16 protein-coding genes and 1 tRNA gene are annotated in these 17,984 nt (G+C 43.1%); 11 read left to right on the top strand and 6 right to left on the bottom strand.

Annotated elements, in window-relative coordinates:
* The first annotated feature begins 4 nt into the window (after positions 1 to 4).
* Positions 5 to 1,480: an HDOD domain-containing protein gene (locus E0D70_RS04550; RefSeq protein ID WP_133011095.1), complete on the top strand. Its 1,476-nt coding sequence runs from the start codon at positions 5 to 7 to the stop codon at positions 1,478 to 1,480.
* A 21-nt stretch (positions 1,481 to 1,501) separates the two neighbouring features.
* The gene (gene asd / locus E0D70_RS04545) at positions 1,502 to 2,377 is read left to right on the top strand and encodes an archaetidylserine decarboxylase (RefSeq protein WP_133011094.1); all 876 of its coding nucleotides are present in this window, start codon (positions 1,502 to 1,504) and stop codon (positions 2,375 to 2,377) included.
* A gap of 79 nt (positions 2,378 to 2,456) precedes the next feature.
* On the opposite strand, the gene secF is transcribed toward asd, so the two are convergent.
* The 5 genes from secF to queA form a co-directional block, all read right to left on the bottom strand.
* A complete protein-coding gene (gene secF, locus E0D70_RS04540) occupies positions 2,457 to 3,371 on the bottom strand; it encodes a protein translocase subunit SecF (RefSeq protein WP_133011093.1) in 915 nt (304 codons plus the stop codon).
* Positions 3,372 to 3,381: 10 nt separating this feature from the next.
* Complete coding sequence (gene secD / locus E0D70_RS04535; RefSeq protein WP_133011092.1) at positions 3,382 to 5,232, bottom strand: protein translocase subunit SecD; 1,851 nt, start codon at positions 5,230 to 5,232, stop codon at positions 3,382 to 3,384.
* Between the two features lie 77 nt (positions 5,233 to 5,309).
* The gene (yajC, locus tag E0D70_RS04530) at positions 5,310 to 5,636 is read right to left on the bottom strand and encodes a preprotein translocase subunit YajC (RefSeq protein ID WP_133011091.1); all 327 of its coding nucleotides are present in this window, start codon (positions 5,634 to 5,636) and stop codon (positions 5,310 to 5,312) included.
* A 73-nt stretch (positions 5,637 to 5,709) separates the two neighbouring features.
* Positions 5,710 to 6,828 carry a tRNA guanosine(34) transglycosylase Tgt gene (gene tgt, locus E0D70_RS04525; protein ID WP_207923203.1) on the bottom strand — a complete coding sequence of 373 codons (1,119 nt, stop codon included), beginning with the start codon at positions 6,826 to 6,828 and terminating at the stop codon, positions 5,710 to 5,712.
* A gap of 32 nt (positions 6,829 to 6,860) precedes the next feature.
* Positions 6,861 to 7,922, bottom strand: a complete 1,062-nt coding sequence (gene queA / locus E0D70_RS04520) for a tRNA preQ1(34) S-adenosylmethionine ribosyltransferase-isomerase QueA (RefSeq protein WP_133011089.1) — start codon at positions 7,920 to 7,922, stop codon at positions 6,861 to 6,863.
* A gap of 160 nt (positions 7,923 to 8,082) precedes the next feature.
* Here queA and E0D70_RS04515 point away from each other — a divergent pair.
* Positions 8,083 to 8,167, top strand: a tRNA-Leu gene (locus E0D70_RS04515).
* 86 nt (positions 8,168 to 8,253) lie between these two features.
* Positions 8,254 to 8,451: a DUF2986 domain-containing protein gene (locus E0D70_RS04510; RefSeq protein ID WP_133011088.1), complete on the top strand. Its 198-nt coding sequence runs from the start codon at positions 8,254 to 8,256 to the stop codon at positions 8,449 to 8,451.
* A gap of 26 nt (positions 8,452 to 8,477) precedes the next feature.
* Here the strand turns inward: E0D70_RS04510 and E0D70_RS04505 are convergent, their stop codons facing one another.
* On the bottom strand, positions 8,478 to 9,290 hold the full coding sequence (locus tag E0D70_RS04505) for a helix-turn-helix domain-containing protein (RefSeq protein ID WP_133011087.1): 813 nt from the start codon (positions 9,288 to 9,290) through the stop codon (positions 8,478 to 8,480).
* Positions 9,291 to 9,506: 216 nt separating this feature from the next.
* On the opposite strand from E0D70_RS04505, the gene E0D70_RS04500 reads away from it, so the two are divergent.
* The 7 genes from E0D70_RS04500 to E0D70_RS04470 all read left to right on the top strand — a co-directional run bounded on the left by E0D70_RS04500 (position 9,507) and on the right by E0D70_RS04470 (position 17,936).
* Positions 9,507 to 10,928, top strand: coding sequence for an alanine/glycine:cation symporter family protein (locus E0D70_RS04500; RefSeq protein WP_133011086.1), 1,422 nt, complete (start codon positions 9,507 to 9,509; stop codon positions 10,926 to 10,928).
* Positions 10,929 to 10,992: 64 nt separating this feature from the next.
* Positions 10,993 to 12,396, top strand: coding sequence for an aspartate ammonia-lyase (locus E0D70_RS04495; protein ID WP_133011085.1), 1,404 nt, complete (start codon positions 10,993 to 10,995; stop codon positions 12,394 to 12,396).
* The gene (locus E0D70_RS04490) at positions 12,393 to 13,421 is read left to right on the top strand and encodes an asparaginase (RefSeq protein WP_133011084.1); all 1,029 of its coding nucleotides are present in this window, start codon (positions 12,393 to 12,395) and stop codon (positions 13,419 to 13,421) included. Before E0D70_RS04495 ends, E0D70_RS04490 begins: the two co-directional genes overlap by 4 nt.
* A gap of 228 nt (positions 13,422 to 13,649) precedes the next feature.
* Positions 13,650 to 14,537, top strand: a complete 888-nt coding sequence (locus E0D70_RS04485; RefSeq protein WP_133011083.1) for a LysR family transcriptional regulator — start codon at positions 13,650 to 13,652, stop codon at positions 14,535 to 14,537.
* A 121-nt stretch (positions 14,538 to 14,658) separates the two neighbouring features.
* A complete protein-coding gene (locus E0D70_RS04480) occupies positions 14,659 to 15,915 on the top strand; it encodes a CaiB/BaiF CoA transferase family protein (protein ID WP_133011082.1) in 1,257 nt (418 codons plus the stop codon).
* Between the two features lie 9 nt (positions 15,916 to 15,924).
* A complete protein-coding gene (locus tag E0D70_RS04475) occupies positions 15,925 to 16,890 on the top strand; it encodes a hydroxymethylglutaryl-CoA lyase (RefSeq protein ID WP_133011081.1) in 966 nt (321 codons plus the stop codon).
* A gap of 56 nt (positions 16,891 to 16,946) precedes the next feature.
* A complete protein-coding gene (locus E0D70_RS04470; protein WP_133011080.1) occupies positions 16,947 to 17,936 on the top strand; it encodes a TRAP transporter substrate-binding protein in 990 nt (329 codons plus the stop codon).
* Positions 17,937 to 17,984: the final 48 nt, after the last annotated feature.

The raw sequence follows: 17,984 nt of genomic DNA, 5'->3' as shown, positions 1-17,984 counted from the left end.
ACCTATGAAAGATAAGTCACCATACGGCCTAAAAAAATGGCTACATTTTCTAAAAGAGCATAAGTTTCCTGTTGATGCAGGACACTTAGCGAACTTAAAGAAACATATAGCGCACCCTGATGCTACCATTGAAAACTTACAAACTAAAATTAAAACTGAACCCCTTGTTGCTTTTGCATTATTAAACCAAGCCAATGAAATCACTCCAAACAAGCGTGGCGAAATAAAAAACCCCTACCACGCAGGCTCTATGCTTGGCATGAGCGGAATTGCAAGCAGCCTTGAAAAGCTTACACCTTACAAGCATGCCAAAGACAACCCTGCTCACAATGCCTTCTTACGCGAAATACAAACAAGCTACGAAGCCGCTGGCATTGCGAATCGCTGGTCTGCTGATAAAAACATGGCTAATGAAGAAGTGTTCTGGCTAACTTTTTTCAGAAACACTCCTCGCTGGCTAATGTGGTTTTTCGCTTACCCTACTATGGATCGTCTGCAAAAAAAGCTCCTTTGTGGAGAAAGCGCTGCACAAGCTGAAGTGAGCGTACTGGGTTGTCGCATTGACGAAATAACCGTCCACATGTGCAAGCACTGGAATGCACCTAGAGCGATTATCGAATCTTTTTTAAACAAGCACATTCCCAATACAGAAGAACTAAAAACACTGGCTCGCTTAAGTCACACACCCGATGAGCTTCCAGGATTCACAGAAGACAAGCGACTGACGATACTCATTAATAGCCCACTCATTTTTGTTTATTGCGCGAACAAACTTACCCAAGAGGCAGCATTGCATGGCTGGCAAGGTAGTACGCTGCACTTTTACTATCGAATCATTGCGACAGTAACCCATGACTACCTAGGAAAAGCCATACAAAACGCACACTTAGGTAGCGCAGAAGCCGCAACATTGTATATCAATACAGCAAAAGTACCACTTGCCTGTCAGCTGCTATCCCCAACACTTTACTTAACCGAACAAGCATCAAAAACACCAACTAACGCACCAACCTCTGTTTTTGATAAACTTAAAAAACAGTTAACAAACCCCGCGCTCAAAACAAAAGAAAAGCTGAATCTCGCCATTAAAACCATTAAACTGGGCATACCCAATGCTCAACAGGCAATGTTATTAAAGCACAAAGACAATAACATCACGCCAATTATGCAATTCGGGCAGGATGTGAGCGTTATCAAGAGTGTAATGTGGAACTCATCATCACCACTTTTCAAAAAAATGATACGAAAACGCTCAGCCATTCACTGCCAAGGAGCAACCCTAGCCGAATTAGTTAATGAACTCCCCTTTGGAGCAGACAATCTAATTGATCAAAATGGCCATTTAATACTCGCGTCCACACAAGTATCAGAGACCGAAACCTGTATATTTTGGCTAACCACGTCAAAAGAATTTACTGAAAAAGATTATTCAGATCTAAAAAAGGTTGTGATGCTAATTAGCCACTCTCTTAAAAAATAACATTAATACTAGGAAATAATTGTGACCAAAGATCAACTTTTTGCGTTCGCGCAACAAATAACACCACAAAAAACCTTATCTAGAGCGATAGGGAAAATTGCTGAATGCGAAACGACTTGGGTTAAAAACACCTTCATCAGTCAATTTGTTAAAAAATATCAGGTCGATATGTCTGAGGCAGTCAACAATGATCCGCTGTCGTACCGCAATTTTAATGACTTTTTCACTCGCGCAATCCGCCCTGAACTTCGCCCTATCAGCGATAACGACATTGTCTGTCCAGCAGATGGCGCCATAAGCCAACTTGGCGCGATTGAGCACGGAACCATTCTGCAAGCGAAAGGCCACCACTACAGCTTAACCAGCTTACTGGGCGGCGACGCGTCCTTGTCTGATCAATTTCTTGGCGGCTCTTTTGCTACAGTCTATTTATCACCAAAAGACTACCATCGTGTGCACATGCCACTAACCGGAAAGCTGACCAAGATGATTCACATTCCTGGTAAATTATTTTCGGTTAACAAAGTAACTGCTGAGCAGATTCCCAGCGTCTTTGCTCGCAACGAACGTACTGTCTGTTTATTTGATACAGAAGCTGGCCCAATGGCCGTTATCTTAGTAGGCGCCATGATCGTTGCCAGCATAGAAACCGTTTGGGCAGGTCAAGTAACACCTTTCAACAAAAATGTGGTTACCTGGGATTACAACGCCCTTAACAACATAGAAATTAAGAAAGGCGAAGAGATGGGTCGATTTAAACTGGGCTCAACCGCCATCGTTTTATTCGGTAAAAATGCTATTAATTGGGAAGAAAGCTTACAAGCAGAAAGCCCAACAAAAATGGGAATGGCATTCGGTAGTATTAACCACCCGCAACCTCTCAACAGATCACGCTAAAACCTTTAAACAAACATAAAAAAAGCCTGCTTCAATAGCAGGCTTTTTTTATACTTAAAACCAAACAAATGATTTTCCGTTATGGCATTTCGTCCTCTAACTTCTCTTTAGGAGTAGGTATAAGATCTTCACGGGTGACATTCATCGTCAATAGCAAGTTAGCCGCTACGAAAATGGACGAATAAGTACCAATAATAATCCCGAACAACAATGCCAACGAGAAATTATGGATCGATTCACCACCATAAAAGAACAATACCACCAAAGAGAATAAGGTAGTTAATGACGTAATAATAGTACGCCCTAACGTCTGATTAATAGATAGGTTAATCAAGTCATAAGGTTTAATGTCGCGCAAAATTCGAAAATTCTCTCGAATTCGATCACACACCACAATAGTGTCGTTCAATGAGTAACCAATAAGCGCAAGAATTGCTGCCAAAACCGTTAAATCAAACTCATAACCAAACAATGAGAAAAAACCTAATGTAATGGTAACATCGTGAACCAATGCCACGACTGAAGCGACAGAGAACTTAAATTGGAATCTGATGGCGACGTAAATCATAACAATAAGCAAAGCCAGCAGCATACCTAAACCGCCCTGCTCACGTAGCTCCTGACCAACTTGCGCCCCGACAAACTCAGAGCGCTTCAAAGAGACAGCAACACGACCACCATCTTCCAGCGTCGTTAGCACTTCGCCACCCAGTTCAGGTGTATATTTATTCGCCATGCGCACAACGATATCGGTCGGCGAACCAAAGTTTTGCACCACAACGTCGCTGTAGCCACCCTTATCAAGCAAACCACGAACTTCGTCTAACTTAGGTGCCTGTTGATAGGACACTTCAATTAACGTACCACCCGTAAAGTCCAAGCCGAACTTAATGCCTTTTGTGGCTAAAGAAGCAATAGAAATAAGGATCAGCGTAATCGAGAACAGCGCTACGACTTTACGCATCGCCATAAATGGAATTTTTGTCACTTTCATGGCTTTCTCCTTAAATATAAAGTTTCTTATTAGCACGTCCGCCATAGACTAAATTGACTTGTGCGCGAGTCACTACAATTGCCGTAAACATGGACGTAAGAATACCGAGAGACAAGGTAACAGCGAAACCTTTCACTGAGCCCGTACCAACAGCAAACAAAATAATAGCAACCAACAAGGTTGTAATATTCGCATCAATAATCGTCGTAAACGCTCGATTAAAACCTGAATGAATTGCCTGATGACTCGGCATCCCAGTGGCTAGCTCCTCCTTGATCCTTGAGAATATGAGCACGTTGGCATCCACCGCCATCCCCATGGTAAGCACGATACCCGCTATACCAGGAAGCGTTAACGTTGCCCCTAAGATAGACATACATGCAAGCAGTAGCACCACGTTTAAGGCTAAGGAAACGTTCGCAAACAAACCAAACAATCGGTAATAGGCAAACATAAACAACATGACCACAAGCAAACCGATTTCTGCAGAGACTATCCCAAGATGGATATTTTCCGCACCTAAACTCGGCCCGATTGTACGCTCTTCTACAAAGTAGATCGGCGCCGCCAAGGCACCAGCACGAAGCAATAAAGCCAATTCAGACGATTCACGTGGACTATCAAGACCAGTAATGCGGAATGAATTACCTAAAGTGGTTTGTATGGTGGCTAAAGAAATAATACTTTTAGTGCTGTAAGACTTACGCACTGGGACTTTCTTACCATCTTTCTCTACAAAAATATTACGCGATTTATGCTCGATGAAAACCACTGCCATATTACGACCGACAGCCGCACGTGTCACACGCGCCATTTTCTTACCACCAGCAGAATCTAAACTGATGTTTACTTGAGCATTACCATTTTGATCGAAAGACGAAGAAGCATCAGAAACGTTATCGCCCGTTACTATAATGTCACGATCCAAGCGAGCTGTACGACCACTACCATTACGGAAGGCTAACGTTTCAACATCTGACCCTTTCGCATCTAAGCCTGCTTCAAGGTGAAATTCTAAGTTTGCAGTTGCACCAATAATACGTTTTGCTGCCGCAGTATCTTGAACCCCTGGAAGCTCCACAACGATACGGTTACTGCCTTGACGCTGAACCAATGGCTCAGCCACCCCTAACTCATTTACGCGGTTACGTAACGTGGTTAAGTTTTGTTGAATGGCATAAGACTCTATCGCTTTACGAGCAGCTTCAGTATAGGTCGCATCAATATAGTAACTGCCGTTCGCTTCACGTTCAGTGTATACATATTGATCAAACTTATCTTTCAACAAACTCTGAGCTGTTGTTTGATCGGCTTTTTGCAAAAAGCGAATAGACAAGACACCATCATTAATGGAAACACTACGATAGCGAATCAACTCTTTGCGTAGGTCCGCTTTCATTTCACTTGAAGCAATTTCTAATTTTTGTTTCAGCGCTGCAGGCATATCGACCTGAAGTAAGAAATGAACACCACCACGTAAGTCCAAGCCAAGTTTAGCAGGACCTGCTCCAATAGAAGCCAACCAATGTGGCGTCGTTGGAACTAGGTTCAATGCTGTTACATAACCATCACCTAACGCAGCAGAAACAACTGGTTTAGCCGCTAATTGGTCCTCACCGTTATTGAAACGCAAGGTACCGCCAGCAGAGGTCAGCTCTGCTTTTTTCAAATTTATATGGGCGTCAGAAAGCGCCTTTTTTGCCTTATCTAATGCGGCTTCATCAACGACTGTCGTTGCACGCTGAGTGGATATTTGCAACGCCGGATCATCCGGATATAAGTTGGGTACGGCGTAGATAACCCCTAACGCCAATACAAGAAGAATTAGAAGATACTTCCACAAGGGGTACTTGTTAAGCATGAGAAATCCCTTACACCTAAAAATTAAGACTGAGTAGAATAAGAAAAGCGCCTAATAAAGGCGCTTTTCTAGAAAGGTTAGATGGATTTCAATGTACCCTTCGGTAGCACTGCGGCTACAGAAGACTTTTGGAATTTCATCTCAATTCCTTCAGAGACTTCTAGCGACACATAATTGTCATCAACTTTAGTCACTTTGCCCAAAATACCGCCACCAGTAATGACTTCAGTGCCTTTTGCCAAAGAAGAAATTAGGTTTTTATGGGCTTTCGTACGTTTTGCTTGAGGGCGCCACATAAGAAAATAAAAAATAACGACGAAGCCTGCAAGCAATACTAGATTAAAAATACCTGCACTGGCTGGGGCGCCATCTGCCGCGTAAGCGGATGAGATCAATGAGATCATGTTGTTAAACTCTCCAATGGTTTATGAAACTGTGATCAACTCTTTATTAAGAGCCGACCTTATAAATTGATTATTATTCACTCAAAGGCGGCGTTTCTAAGCCACGTTTCGCATAAAACTCATCAACAAAGGCGTCAAATTTACCTTCATCAAGAGCTTGACGCAATCCCGCCATGAGAGTTTGGTAATACCTTAAGTTATGAATGGTATTCAATTGAGCACCAACCATTTCTCGACACTTGTCCAAATGATGTAGATAAGACCGAGAAAAGTTTTTACAAGTGTAACAATCACATTCTTTGTCTAATGGGCCCGTATCGTGACGATTTGATGCATTACGAATACGAACAACGCCATCAGAAGTAAATAAATGACCATTACGAGCATTACGAGTAGGCATCACGCAATCGAACATATCGATACCACGACGCACTCCTTCGACGAGATCTTCAGGCTTACCCACTCCCATCAAATAACGCGGCTTATCCTGCGGCATTTTAGGAGTAACATAATCCAACACCTTCATCATTTCGTCTTTTGGCTCACCCACTGACAAACCGCCAATAGCATAACCGTCAAAGCCAATATCTACCAAGCCTTCTAACGATTCATCGCGAAGATTTTCGTACATACTACCTTGAATGATGCCGAATAGCGCTGATGGACTATCTCCATGCTCTTTTTTCGAACGTTTCGCCCAACGCAAACTCATGCGCATGGAATCAGCCGCACGCTCTGGCGTCGCTGGGTATGGCGTACATTCGTCAAAAATCATCACAATGTCAGAACCCAAGTCTTTTTGCACCTGCATAGAAATCTCAGGACTTAAGAAAACCTTGGAACCATTAATAGGTGAACGAAAGCTCACCCCTTCTTCAGTGATTTTGCGCATTTCCCCAAGAGAGAAAACCTGAAATCCACCGGAATCCGTTAAAATGGGTTTTTTCCATTGGGTAAAATCATGCAAATCGCCGTGAGCTTTAACGACATCCGTACCAGGACGCAACCAAAGATGAAACGTGTTGCCCAAAATAATATCGGCACCAATCTCTTCAATATCTTTAGTCAACATTCCCTTAACAGTACCGTAAGTACCCACTGGCATAAAAGCAGGGGTTTCCACTTTACCTCGAGGAAAAGTCAGCGTCGCTCGACGCGCCTTTCCTGATGTTGTGTGAAGGTCAAAGTCCATGAAACACTCTGGACGCTTATCTGACATACGTCTTATTCCTCACTCTGCGGGCCTAAAGCCTGCTCATTTCGCGTAATAAACATGGCATCGCCATAACTAAAAAAACGATATTCATTTTCAACAGCAGACTGATAAGCCGCCATAACATGATCGTAACCAGCAAACGCACTAATCAACATAATCAGTGTTGATTCTGGAAGGTGAAAATTCGTCACCATGCAATCCACTGTTTTGAACTCATAACCTGGGTAGATGAAAATGCTAGTATCATCTTTCATCGCTTTCAACTCGCCCGTTTGGCTGGCCGATTCCAAGCTGCGTACGCTTGTCGTACCGACTGCAATAACCCGACCGCCTCGTGCTTTCGCTGCTTTCACTTGCTCAACAACGCTTTCTTCTACCTCAACATACTCAGCGTGCATGATATGATCTTTTACATCATCCACTTTCACCGGTTGAAACGTCCCAGCACCCACATGCAAAGTTACAAAGGCTGTCTCAACACCTTTCGCCTTAAGCTTTTCCAACAATGCATCATCGAAATGCAACCCTGCGGTTGGCGCGGCAACTGCACCGGGCTTTTCGTTATAGACTGTTTGGTAACGCTCTTGATCACTGTCTTCATCTGGACGTTCAATATAAGGCGGCAATGGCATATGACCAATCCTCGCCAATACATCCAACACCGGCTCTTTAAACAACACTCGAAACAAGGGACCAGATCGGTCTACCATCGTTGCTTCGATTGCCTCACCTTTATCTTGCCCAAGAATTAACTTATTACCTGGTTTCGGCGCCTTACTTGCTCGAATATGAGCCAAGGCTTCTTTCTCATCAACGATTCGCTCAATCAAGATTTCGATCTTGCCACCGGATTCTTTCTGACCAAATACTCGCGCGGGAATAACACGCGTATTATTAAAGACCATCAGATCGCCAGGGCGAACCAAATCTAAAATATCAGGAAACTGCAAATGTCCCAACTCACCACTTGGTCCATCAAGGTGCAACAATCGGCTCGCCGTCCTATCCGGCATCGGATAAGTAGCAATTAGTTTTTCTGGTAAGTCAAAATGGTAATCAGAAACTCGCATGATAAAGAAAACGACCTAAAAAAAAAGACCCAGCATTTTATCGAATTTTCATACGAAAAGGTACGACTGTAATAAAATACCTGAAACATAGTAAAAAATACTTCAACACACTGTTGACAACCCTGAAAATTCCTATAGAATACGCCTCACCTTTTTCAAGGCCAGTGTGGTGGAATTGGTAGACACGACGGATTCAAAATCCGTTGCCTTCGGGTGTGGCGGTTCGAGTCCGCCTACTGGTACCAACATTAAAAGCCCTGATCATTGATCAGGGCTTTTTTTTTCGTTCCTTAATGGAATGTTCAATAATCATGCATTAGGAACTAGCACTATGAATCGCCGCAAAAAAATTAAAGACATTTACGATAAGCGCATGAAACAAGCCAATCTAAAGGTCAATCCGAAGAAAGCCAAAGCTAAATATATTTCTAAAGCGGATAGAGCAAAGATGGAAGCCGAAAGTGCCGCTCTTGAAAATAATGAAGAAAACAACGAAACAACAGAAGTGATTGACGATACCCAAGCCTAATCACCTCCTGCCTTTCTAAAGATTGACTAAAAACGCGCTCGAAAATGCCATTCGTCGGGCGCCATTTGGTTATCAATAGCCTGACGAATTCCTAAATCAATCTCCTCACTGTCTCTACTATATAAGCCACAAAGCTTAAGTGCATTATGTCGGTCTACGCGTGGCCCAAGGTATTCATACACCACACGTGCGCAACATGGCATCCTTTCACCACTACCAGACACCCCCAACCTCAAACCATTCAACCTATCTACACGACTCTTAAAGGAAGGGAATAAAATCGTTTGCGTCATTTCAACTCCCGTCAATGATTCATAGTCCATTAAAAAAATGCGACCTGAAAGAAATTGCACCATTCCTTTATATAAGTTATGAAACGGCTTCTTTCTGCCTTTTTCTTGTAACCTTTCGGTTCTTTGGTAACAGGTCTTTCCATCTTGCTCTTCAATACAAATCAAAGTGCGTAATATTTTTCCGGGATGAGCCATCGAGAAATAATATTCAAAATAATAACCCAGATACTTATCTAATCCATTTTGACCCAGCTCATTCAGCTTTGTTAAATGCTCAGTCTCAATGGATACGCCTCTTGATTGTATTTGCGACGCTGGCCGTACCTGAACTAATCGTAAAAATTGGTGATGGGGCAACACAATCTCATAGTGCTCAACCCCAAAAAACTCACAAAATCGACGCATCGTATTGGCAGAAGGTCTGTTTATACCGCTCAAATACCGGTTAAATTGTGGTCGATTAATGCCTAAGCGACGACACACTTCGGCCGTCGATTTGTAATAACTGCATAACAAGCGCAAGTTATCTTTAAAATCATCGTTCATTAGCAACACAACACCCCCATCAATTAAGGCGCCATTCTAAAGCAAAACAAATCAAAGCCGAACCTAGGAATAGTGTAAGTTGCCTCCTTATTAGCATCAACTTGCACCAAATAGTAACAAGTCACAAACTATCTATCAGGCTTCCTCTCTAGTTCAATTAGCCCTCGCCGTATTTAGATAAAAATAGTTTATACATCCTTTATAAGGAGCACATTAATGCTTTCCCTTCTTAGCGACCTCTTATGGAGTAAAATCCTAATAGCTGTACTTCTCGGCCTTGGTCTATGGTTCACCCTCGCTTCTGGCTTTATCCAGTTCCGTTACTTTAAAAAAATGTTCTCCATTCTTACTGCGCGCCATCACGAATCGGATGGACATTTAAGCTCTTTTCAAGCCTTAATTTTGTCTGTTGCCGGTCGCGTTGGTGGTGGCAATATTGCTGGTGTCGCCGTGGCTATCACTCTAGGTGGCCCTGGCGCTATCTTTTGGATGTGGGTGGTGGGTTTAATCGGCATGGCCACAAGCTTTGTTGAATGTACACTGGCGCAAATATACAAGGTCGCAGAGCCAGACGGCACTTACCGTGGCGGACCCGCTTTTTATATTTCAAAAGGCCTTGGTAAAAAATGGAAATGGCTTGCCGTCATTTATTCTGTTTTATTACTCGCCACTTTCGGTATCGCGTTTACCACCCTACAGTCTTACGCTGTTGCCAACTCCCTTAAAGATGCTTTTGGCATCCCACTTTCTTACAGCGGTATCGGTTTAGCGATCGTTGTTGGCTTAATCATCTTCGGTGGTGTAAAGCGTATTGCAAAAGTGGCTGAGATTTTAGTGCCAGTAATGGCGGTGGGTTACCTATTAATCGCACTGGTCGTACTGGCTATGAACATTAGTGCAATACCCGACACCTTGATGATGATAGTTAAAAGCGCATTTGGCTTAGAACCAGCCATCGGTGGTGGTGTCGGCGCTGCCATTTTAATGGGCGTCAAGCGCGGTCTATTCTCTAATGAAGCGGGTCTGGGTAGTGCTCCAAATGTTGCTGCCGTTGCCTATGTACCTCACCCTGCAAACCAAGGCGTTGTTCAAGCTTTCTCGGTATTCATTGACACCATAGTGTTATGCACCTGCACCGCACTTATTATTCTTCTGGGTACGACATACGACCCAAGTGTCGTTAGCGCCGCCGATGGCGTTGCACTAACTCAAGCGTCTTTAGCCACTTTTATCGGTGAACCTGGACGCATATTCGTCAGTATTGCTCTGTTACTATTTAGTTTTAGTACTGTTTTGTATAACTACTACCTAGGTGAAAACAGCCTGAGCTACTTAACAAAAAGCAGCAACGCATTCCTAATGAATGGCTTTCGTATTTTGATTCTTTGCTTATGCTGCTTGGGCGCTATTTTGGACTTAAGTACAGTATTTTCTTTTGCCGATTTAACCATGGGACTACTTGCCCTAGTTAACTTGTTCGCATTAGCACTTTTGTTCAAAAAGGCACTCAGCGTTATCAAAGATTATGACAGTCAAGTTAAAGCAGGTCATGCACATCCGACGTTCAACTCAGCCAATTTTCCTGAGCTAGATCTCGACAAAACAGCGTGGCCTGAAATTAAGGCAATTAAAAAATAATCCAACCGCCACACCTTAATGATTAAGGTGTGGCTTTTACATTTAGTAATGAGGAATAATAAAAATGGCAACTCGCTCAGAATACGATTTACTTGGCAATATGGATGTTCCTGCTGATGCATTGTATGGCATACAAACTCAGCGTGCGGCACAAAACTTCTCAATTACTGGCGTCCCGATTTCACACTTCCCTGAACTAATCAAAGCGCTTGCTATGGTCAAAGCCGCCGCCGCTCGCACCAATCAGGAAATGAAGTTACTGTCTGCTGAAAAAGCCGATGCCATTGTCTTTGCTTGCCAAGATTTAATACAAGGCGATCATCACGATCAATTTATCGTTGATGTTATTCAAGGTGGCGCAGGCACTTCCACCAACATGAATGCTAACGAAGTCATCGCCAATTTGGCCTTAGGAAAACTTGGCTTTGAAAAAGGTGATTACAAAAACCTACACCCGAATGATGACGTAAATCGCTCACAATCAACAAACGATGCCTACCCAACCGCCGCGTGTCTCGGCATTCAATTTGCTGCAGATAACTTTATTCCAAGCCTAACTTCGCTTAAAGAAGCACTAGAAGAGAAAGCCAAAGAATTTGCACACATCGTTAAGATGGGCCGCACCCAATTACAAGATGCCGTGCCGATGACACTCGGACAAGAATTTGATGCTTTTGCCGTCACATTAGGCGAAGACATAGATCGTATTAGCGAAGCTTGCGCCCTACTTTGTGAAGTTAACCTTGGCGGTACCGCTATTGGTACCGGCATCAATACCACAGAAGGCTATGCCAAGCTGGTCGTTGAAAAACTCGCTATAATATCTGCAAAGCCGTTAGTTCCTGCCAGCAACCTAGTTGAAGCCACGTCTGATATGGGCGCATTTGTGTTCTTTTCAGGCATTTTAAAGCGCTTAGCGATTAAACTCAGCAAGATGAGCAATGACTTACGCTTGCTTTCTAGTGGACCACGCGCCGGTCTTGGTGAAATTAATCTACCGGCAATGCAACCTGGCTCCTCCATTATGCCTGGCAAGGTGAACCCAGTTATTCCAGAAGCAATGAACCAAACTGCCTATCAAGTCATTGCCTCTGATTTAGCCGTCACCCTCGCTGCCGAAGCGGGTCAATTGCAGTTAAATGCAATGGAGCCAATGATCATTTACAATTTACTCAATTCATTGAAAATGCTAAAAGAAGCATGCTATATGATGGAGCATCGTTGCATCCGAGGAATCGAGGCTAACGAAGCCGTTTGTGCAGGTCACGTAGAAAACAGTATCGGCATTATTACCGCACTTGTTCCCCATATCGGTTATGCTAATGCCTCTCGTATTGCTAACACAGCACTGCATACTGGTAGCACCGTTAGATCGTTAGTCATCGAAGAAAATCTCTTGTCGGAAGAGCAACTGAACATTCTTTTGGACCCGAAATCCATGTTATCGCCTAGTAAGGTTAAGTTATGAGTTCACAAGTCTTAATTCTTTATACTGGTGGCACCATCGGTATGGTACAAACAGAGCAAGGTTTGGCGCCCGCCTCCGGTTTAGAAGCTCGCATCAAGCAAGCCATGGGAGCAAGCTTAGCAGACCTGCCAAGCTTCGATGTGATTGAGCTGAATCCACTCATCGATAGTGCCAACATCACCCCCAACAACTGGACCGAGTTAGTCTCAACCCTCGCAACTCACTGGCAAGACTATGAAGGATTCATCATCCTACATGGGACTGATACCATGGCATACACTACCTCGGCATTATCTTTTATGCTGGGCGCTTGTGATAAAAATGTCTTAGTGACGGGGTCGCAAATCCCTCTTGGGATGAATCGCAGTGATGCAACCAGCAATTTACAAGCCGCATTGTCTTTAGCGTGTAGTCACCCTATTACAGACGTTAGTTTGGTATTTGATGGCAAACTGATGCGCGGCAACCGCGTACAAAAAGTCAGCAGCGGTCGATTTAAAGCATTTACGACACCAAATGACGAGTTACTCGGCGAAATAGCCATCGATATGCAGCTTCACTTCGATCGGATGCTAAAAAAATCTCCCACAACAGACACTCTTTCTATGTCTGAAAAAGCACTTACATTTCAAGAAGGGGCTGTAGCGGTACTTATGTTGCACCCTAGCCAACCCATTTCTATCTATCAAAGCATTCTGAATGATGATAACTGCAAAGCCATTGTTTTAATGACCTATGGCGCAGGAAACGTACCAGATAAAAATACTGATTTTTTAGATTTTTTAATGCAAACATCATTGCGCAATAAAATCGTGATTAATCTGACACAATGCATGCACGGCGGTGTATCACAAGGCGCTTATGCCGCTGGTTCCGTATTGTCTGAACGAAAAGTGCTAAGTGGTTACGACATGACCCTTGAAGCCGCATTTTGCAAACTGCATTTTTTGTTAGCACAAGGCAACAGCTACAACGACATCCAAGAGAAATGGGATACTAATATTTGTAACGAATTCAGCGCTTAAAGCATTCGTTTTACAGCAAAAAAAAAAGGATTTGAAGACTACCTTCAAATCCTTTTTTTTATCCTCTTTTAGCAACCGTATATTTGTCTATCCTAAGCACCATATAACCAATATCGAAAACAATCTAGTAATCGCTATACGTCATTGCGGCCTTTAATCGATTACAATGTTGCTGTCATAGGACACTTTTATTTCGCCACCATAAAAAATATAACAAGGAATAGATTGATGCGCATATCTCCTGAATCACTAAGACTATTCATCAGTGTTATTGAGCAAGGTTCCATTTCTCGCGCTGCAGAAGCCAACCATATCGCAGCATCTGCCATCTCAAAACGAATAAAAGAATTAGAACTGTTACTTCATACCCCACTCATCATGAGAAATAACAGAGGTATTAAGCCCACGCCAGCAGGAAGATCACTGATTAACCTATCAAGAGGAGTATTAAACCAACTGGATGACATATATGATCAAATGAATGATTTTTCCCATGGCGTAAAGGGGCAAGTCCGTATGGTTGCTAATATTTCTGCGATTAGCCAGTTTCTCCCCAAACAATTACGTTCGTTCTTAAATAAGCACCCTCTTGTTCAAATTCACTTAGAAGAAAAAATCAGTAGTGAAATTATTAGAGCAGTCGCTGAAAATGAAGCAGATATTGGTATTGTCAGCACTGCATCAGATGAATACCCAAACCTTTCTATTTATCCCTACAAAACAGATCGCCTTGTTGTCATTACCCCCATCGGTCATCAACTTAATCTAAAAAAAGACGTCATGTTTGTCGACACTTTAGACTATGCCTATGTGGGGCTGCATACTGGCAGCGCGATAAACAATCAAATGATTAAAACGTCTTTAGCGGCCAATATTCCATTAAACATGCTCATCCAAGTCACCAGCTACGAAGCCCTGTGCAGTATGGTCGAATCTGGATTAGGCATTGGCTTAATGCCTATCGACATTGCTCGCCCTTACATAAAAACCGCTCGAATCGAAGCGGTTCCATTATTAGACAAATGGGCTCACAGAGATTTGAAAATCTGCACCAGAAACTCAAGTGAGCTACTTGATGCGGCTTACCATTTATTAGACCACCTGCGAACAACCTAATGAGTGTCTTAGCCATCTCCTAATGAGATGGCGGTCTAACATATGAATTCTTTAAACCTATAACTATTTGCAAGATGATAGCCCTATCAAATAATAAAAATAGCTGTAAGGGTAGGCAAAAATGGACAACAACAATTCCTCTACTGACAATCAATCCGCAGAGCATCAATCTACTGACAAGCAAACAACAGAACTACCCTTAATGGGGGTACGTGTTTTAGAACTTGGATCTCTTATTGCTGGTCCTTATGCCGGTAGTATATTGGCTCAGTTTGGTGCAGAAGTAATCAAGGTCGAGCCCCCTGGGAGCGGCGACCCACTACGAAAATGGCGTAAAATGTACAAGGACACGTCTTTGTGGTGGTACTCACAAAGCCGCAATAAAAAGTCCATTACGCTGAACCTAAAGTCTGAAGAAGCTCAAAAAATCATTCAAGAATTAGTACAAAGCGCAGATATAGTTATTGAGAATTTTCGCCCAGGCACTCTTGAAAAATGGAATATCGGTTGGGAACAACTGTCCGCAATAAACCCAAAACTCATCATGCTAAGAGTGTCTGGCTATGGCCAAGATGGCCCTTACTCTTCTCGCCCGGGATTCGCCGCCATTGCGGAATCCATCGGTGGTTTACGCCACCTTACTGGTTATCCAGATCGCGCACCTGTACGTGTCGGTGTCAGTATTGGTGATACCTTAGCGTCTCTTTATGGTGTGATCGGGGCCATGATGGCCATGCATCACCTGAAAAACAATAATGGTGTCGGCCAGTTCATCGATGTTGCTCTCTACGAGTCTGTCTTTGGCGTTATGGAAAGCTTGATTCCTGAATATGGAATGTTTGGTTTTATTCGCGAACGAACCGGTGCAAGCATGCCAGGCATAGCACCATCCGGCTCTTACACGACAAAAGATGATCGTTACATTGTTATTGCCGCCAACAGCGACAGTATTTTTAAGCGCTTTATGAAGGCCATCGGCCGCAGTGATCTAGCAGACGCCCCTGACCTCGCACAAAATGATGGCCGCGCCAAACGCTCGGATGAATTAGACATTGCCATTCAAACTTGGACCTCCACACTGTCACTTAAAGCGGCATTAGAGGTGCTAGAAAAAGCCGCGGTTCCGTCTAGCGGCATTAATAACGCAGAAGATATTTTTAATGACCCACATTTTCATGCCAGAGAAATGATAGTCGAACACCCTCTTTCTGAAACCGATACTATTTCTCTACCAGGTATTGTTCCAAAACTGAGCCTTACACCAGGAAAAACAAAATGGCTAGGCCCAAAATTGGGAGAACACACGGAAGAAGTTTTAAGTTCAATTGGTATTGATTCGACAAACGTTGAATTGTTACGCCGTAATGGTGTTATTTAGGGGATGAACATGTTCGCACAAAACTTTCCGTCTAAAGTACTGATTAATGAAGTGGCTACCAGAGATGGTTTTCAAAGTGAGGAGGTATTTATTCCCACCGAGAAAAAAATTGACATGATTAATCGATTGTCTTTATTAGGCCTTAATAAAATAGAAGTAACTTCCTTCGTTTCGCCAAAAGCGATTCCTAACCTGCGTGACGCAGAGCAAGTAATGGCGGGGATTACTCGCCACCCTAACGTCACTTACGTGGCACTTGTACCCAATGAAAGAGGCGTAGAAAGAGCACTGGCAAGTAAAGTCGATGAAGTTAACTTAGTCATGTCGGTCAGTGAATCTCATAACTTAGCCAATATGCGTATGACCTGTGATCAATCTTTAGTGCAATTCAAACAGATCGTAAAACGCTTGGAAGGCAGTGATATTAAAATAAATGCATCACTTGCCACGGCGTTTGGCTGCCCATTTGAAGGCATAACACCGCCCCAAAATGTTATCGATACCATACATAAATACCTAGATATCGGCGTCCAAAGTATCTCTGTCGCTGATACCACAGGCATGGCAGCCCCACGTCAAGTGTACGATCTATGCACTCAAATAAAAGAGATGTTTCCCTCTCTTGAAACCACTCTACACCTTCATAATACTCGCGGTATGGGGCTAGCAAATGCCCTTGCAGGAATCAACGCGGGCATAGTTCAGTTAGACGCTTCTTTGGGCGGCATTGGCGGTTGTCCATATGCGCCCGGCGCAACCGGTAATATTTGCACTGAAGATTTGGTTCATATGTTAGAGTCCATCGGGTTAAATACTGGCGTTGATCTAGCATCATTATTAACAATCGCTCGAGAATTACCTGATTTATTAGGACATGATATTTCAGGGCAAGTTGCTAAAGCGGGATTGAGGACAGAGACACGACCTCTATCAAACAGTGTCATTGAACTTAAAAGGAGAATGTCACAATACTAAAAATGCTCAAAATATAAAAAAACATTAATGATTTATAATAAAAATAGGACAAAATCATGAATTATAAAACTTTTTTAACCGCTGGGTTATTAACCTCTGCTTTGACTTTCTCACTCTCCGCTGCAGCAGAAACTACGCTTAGAATCTCTTTACAGCTACCCTTAACTCACCATCTTGGAAAAAACCTTATAGACTTCAAAAAAGAAGTCGAGGCAAAAAGCCATGGTGATATTAAAGTTAAAATATTTCCTTCCGCACAATTATTTAAAGACAGTGAAGTGCATCAGGCAGTCAGTTCAGGCGCTATTGAAATGGGCGTAATTAGCCTATCTCAATTAGCCGGCACTATCCCAGCGGTAGACATTTTTTACGTTCCTTTCATGTTCCCAAGCCAAGACAAAGTTGAAGAAGCCACTCAACCAGACAGCCCAGTACGGACTCTATTAGATAACGCTATTTTAAAAACCGGAGTTCGCCCACTTTGGTGGCAAGCATACGGTGGCGTCGCCCTTCTCTCGAAGAAAAAAGCCATCAAACACCCTGAAGATATGGAAGGAATGAAAGTTCGAGTGTTCGGTAAAACACTGGGAGAATTTGTCACTGCGGTTGGCGGCGCGCCAACCTCCATGTCAGGCTCAGAACAGTTCCTCGCCTATCAAAGAGGCACGGTTGATGCGGGTATGACGGGTGTATCTGCCGTTGGACCAAGAAAACTGTATCAAGTGATGGACTATCTGACGCTAACAAACCACGCTGATATTGAATTCATGACCATCATCAATGAAAAAACATGGGAATCTTTATCCGCTGGCGATCAAAAAATCATTTCATCAGCCGCTCGCGATGTTGAGGTCCAGCTACGCAATAAAATTAAGAAAATTGAAAGCGATGCCGTTGCTGATGCTGAAAAGCACATGACCGTCATTCGCCTAGACGATAATGATATTGCACAGTGGAAAGAAGCGACTACCTCGGTAAAAGAAACATACCTTAAAAACTCTGGTCCTCTTGGCGCCAAAGTCCTTAAAGCCGCTGAAAACCTTTAAAAGTCCGTTGCGAGCACGCAAGTGCTCGCAACGATTTTCTCGTTTAGG

The organism is Marinomonas flavescens (assembly GCF_004352835.1).
Taxonomy (GTDB): Bacteria; Pseudomonadota; Gammaproteobacteria; order Pseudomonadales; family Marinomonadaceae; genus Marinomonas; species Marinomonas flavescens.
The sequence above is the reverse complement of the archived record's forward strand: the minus strand, read 5'-3'. Positions and strand labels throughout refer to the sequence as shown.

Bases quoted from the DNA above. Each gene is read 5' to 3' on its own strand.
- E0D70_RS04550 (WP_133011095.1), top strand. From the start codon at position 5: ATGAAAGATAAGTCACCATACGGCCTAAAAAAATGGCTACATTTTCTA.
- secF (WP_133011093.1), bottom strand. From the start codon at position 3,371: ATGAAAGTGACAAAAATTCCATTTATGGCGATGCGTAAAGTCGTAGCG.
- secD (WP_133011092.1), bottom strand. From the start codon at position 5,232: ATGCTTAACAAGTACCCCTTGTGGAAGTATCTTCTAATTCTTCTTGTA.
- yajC (WP_133011091.1), bottom strand. From the start codon at position 5,636: ATGATCTCATTGATCTCATCCGCTTACGCGGCAGATGGCGCCCCAGCC.
- tgt (WP_207923203.1), bottom strand. From the start codon at position 6,828: ATGGACTTTGACCTTCACACAACATCAGGAAAGGCGCGTCGAGCGACG.
- queA (WP_133011089.1), bottom strand. From the start codon at position 7,922: ATGCGAGTTTCTGATTACCATTTTGACTTACCAGAAAAACTAATTGCT.
- E0D70_RS04510 (WP_133011088.1), top strand. From the start codon at position 8,254: ATGAATCGCCGCAAAAAAATTAAAGACATTTACGATAAGCGCATGAAA.
- E0D70_RS04505 (WP_133011087.1), bottom strand. From the start codon at position 9,290: ATGAACGATGATTTTAAAGATAACTTGCGCTTGTTATGCAGTTATTAC.
- E0D70_RS04500 (WP_133011086.1), top strand. From the start codon at position 9,507: ATGCTTTCCCTTCTTAGCGACCTCTTATGGAGTAAAATCCTAATAGCT.
- E0D70_RS04495 (WP_133011085.1), top strand. From the start codon at position 10,993: ATGGCAACTCGCTCAGAATACGATTTACTTGGCAATATGGATGTTCCT.
- E0D70_RS04490 (WP_133011084.1), top strand. From the start codon at position 12,393: ATGAGTTCACAAGTCTTAATTCTTTATACTGGTGGCACCATCGGTATG.
- E0D70_RS04485 (WP_133011083.1), top strand. From the start codon at position 13,650: ATGCGCATATCTCCTGAATCACTAAGACTATTCATCAGTGTTATTGAG.
- E0D70_RS04480 (WP_133011082.1), top strand. From the start codon at position 14,659: ATGGACAACAACAATTCCTCTACTGACAATCAATCCGCAGAGCATCAA.
- E0D70_RS04475 (WP_133011081.1), top strand. From the start codon at position 15,925: ATGTTCGCACAAAACTTTCCGTCTAAAGTACTGATTAATGAAGTGGCT.
- E0D70_RS04470 (WP_133011080.1), top strand. From the start codon at position 16,947: ATGAATTATAAAACTTTTTTAACCGCTGGGTTATTAACCTCTGCTTTG.